Here is a 2,695-nt window from a genome sequence, read left to right on the forward strand (position 1 = left end):
AATACGGATCGTCCGGGTCGCGTCTGATGACGCCGGCCGGGGGGATGACACCGTCGAGACCGATATTGTCGGTGATCGACAGCAGGCTGGAGACGAAATTCTTGTAGGCCGAGGTGCCTGCCTCGAAGATCGCGTCGCGACCGGCGCTCATCGGCAGCTTCTTCGGATAGAAGCCGCCCTTGGCGCCAACCGGCACGATGACGGCATTCTTGACCTGCTGTGCCTTGACCAGGCCGAGCACCTCGGTGCGGTAGTCCTGGGCGCGGTCGGACCAGCGCAGGCCGCCGCGCGCCACCGGACCGAAGCGCAGATGCAGGCCTTCGACCTCGGAACCGTAGACGAAGATCTCCCGCCACGGCCGCGGCGCCGGCAAGCCCTCGACCGCGTGCGAATCGAGTTTGATCGCCAGCGACTGGCCTTTCTCTTTCGTATCGGCAACGAAATGATTGGTGCGCAGCGAGGCTTCGATCAGATTGAGATAGCGCCGGATGATGGTGTCGTCATCGATGTTCGGCACATCCTCCAGCGCGTCCTTGATCTTGGCCTTGAGGTGCTTTGCGGCCACCACGCCTTCGGTCTCGGCCGTCGGGCCAAGCCGGGCGATGAACAGCGCATGCAGGCCCCGCGCTATGTCGGGATAACGATTGAGCGCGGCGGCGATGAAATCCTGGCTTTGCGGAATGCCCACCTGCTGCAGATAGCGGCCATAGGCGCGCAGGATCGTGATCTCGCCCGACCACAAGCCGGCGGTCTGGGCAAGGCCGTTATAGCCGTCATTGTCGACGTCGCCGCGCCAGACGGACAGGAACGCGTCCTCGAACAGCCCGCCGCCGTCAGTCAGGTCGATCGGCTTGCCGTAGCTGTTCTCCAACTCCATGTCATGGATGAAGACCAGGCCGGATTGTTCGTCGCCGACCTCGAAGGTGCGCTCGCTGATGACGCGGAAGCCGATGTTTTCCAGCACCGGCACCCGCCGCGACAGCGCCACCGGGCTGCCATGGTGATAGATTTTCAGCGACGCCTGATGCGGTTTCTGCTCGGCATGACGATAATAATCGATGGCGATCGGATTGCCGGCGCTGATCTTGGCAATGCGCCTGGCATCGGCCAGCGCCACCGCCGCGCTGAACGAATCGCGGTAGCTTTCCGGCAGCCGCGCGGCAATCGCCTTCAAAGCCTGGTCGCCGCCACTGGCCTCGGCCGCATCGGAAAGGGCGTCCTCCCAGGTACGCACGATGTCGCGGATCGCCGCCTCTATCGTCGCTTGCTCGACCTTCGGCGTCTTGCCGCCGGAGCGGCCGATGATGAAGTGCACGCGCGCCAGCCCGCCTTCGGGGAAGGCCGGGTAATAGGCCGACAGCCGACCTTCGAATACGGTCTTCAGATACGAGCCGATCTTCTCGCGCACGACGCTGTCGTAACGGTCGCGCGGCACGAAGACGAGGATCGAGACGAAACGGTCGAACTGGTCGGCGCGCACCAGCGCCCGCACGCGTGGCCGCTCGACCAGGCCCAGAATGGCAGCGGCGTGCTTCCTCAGGATCGGCACCGGCACCTGGAACAATTCGTCGCGCGGATAGCTTTCCAGCACGTTGATCAGCGCCTTGCCGGAGTGATCGTGCCGGTCGAAGCCGGACTTGGCGATGATGGTTTCGGCTTTTGACCTCAGATACGGGATCTTCATCACCGAGCGCGTGTAGGCGGTCGAGGTGAACAGGCCGACGATGCGCAATTCGCCCGCGAGCGTACCCTTGGCGGTGTAGGTCTTGATGCCGATGTAATCGAGATAGATGCGGCGGTGCACGGACGACTTGGCATTGGCCTTGGTGACGATCAGCGGCTCCGGCCCGTGCAGGAAGGCGCGGATTTCCGGCGTCGTCGTCACCGCTTCGGTGCCGCGCCTGAGCACCAGCACGTCGGGGTCGGACAGGATGCCGAGGCCGGGCTTTTCAGCGCGCTCCAGCGTACCGCTTTCTTCGCCGCCGGTGTATTTGAACTCGCGCATGCCAAGGAAGGTGAAATTGTCGTCGCGCAGCCACTCCAGGAAGGCGAGGGCCTCGGCAACGCTCTTCTTGTCGAGCGGCACGGCCGTATAGCGGAATTCCGAGATCGCCTGATCGAGGCGGGCCAGCATCGGCCTCCAGTCGTGAACGGCGGCATGAACCTGGCCAAGGATCTTGCGCAGCCGCTCGCTCAATCCGCTCGCCTGCTCGGATGTCACCCGCGGGATGTGGACATGGATGACGCTAAGCCGGTCGTGGCTGCCATCGTCCTTGGCGAAATTGCCGTCGCCGAGGATTTCTTCCACGCCGCCCTTGCCGTGGCGCACCACGATAACCGGATGGGTGACCAGGGTCGGTTCGCCCGATGTCTCGGTGATCTCGCCGAGGATGGAATCGAACAGGAACGGCATGTTGTCGTTGACGACCGTGACAACCGTCATCGGGCGGCCGTCTCGCACAACGCCCGAATCGGCATCGACGGCGACGACGCACTCGCCTTTCCTGTGAGTGGCGACTGCCTGGCCGGCGAGATCGGCAGCCCGCTCCAGGTCGGCCACATCGTAGGGAGCAATGTCTTCAGCTGGCGCGCGGGCGAGCAGATAGTCTGCAAGCCTGGCCGGCCTTTCCTCCGCTTTAATCGCTGCCGTGGCTTTTTTCTTCGGCTTGCTCGCGGATTTCACGCTGGCCATGAC

At 64.0% G+C, this 2,695-nt stretch carries 1 protein-coding gene; it reads right to left on the reverse strand.

The genetic code is table 11. The annotated features are described in order from the left end of the window. Positions 1–2,692 (reverse strand): NAD-glutamate dehydrogenase domain-containing protein (locus EN906_RS30045; protein ID WP_206529206.1); only part of this gene is annotated, 2,692 nt, incomplete at its 3' end. Positions 2,693–2,695: the final 3 nt, after the last annotated feature.

The sequence above is a fragment of the Mesorhizobium sp. M7A.F.Ca.CA.004.06.1.1 genome (assembly GCF_003999135.1).
In the GTDB taxonomy this organism is placed as follows: domain Bacteria; phylum Pseudomonadota; class Alphaproteobacteria; order Rhizobiales; family Rhizobiaceae; genus Mesorhizobium.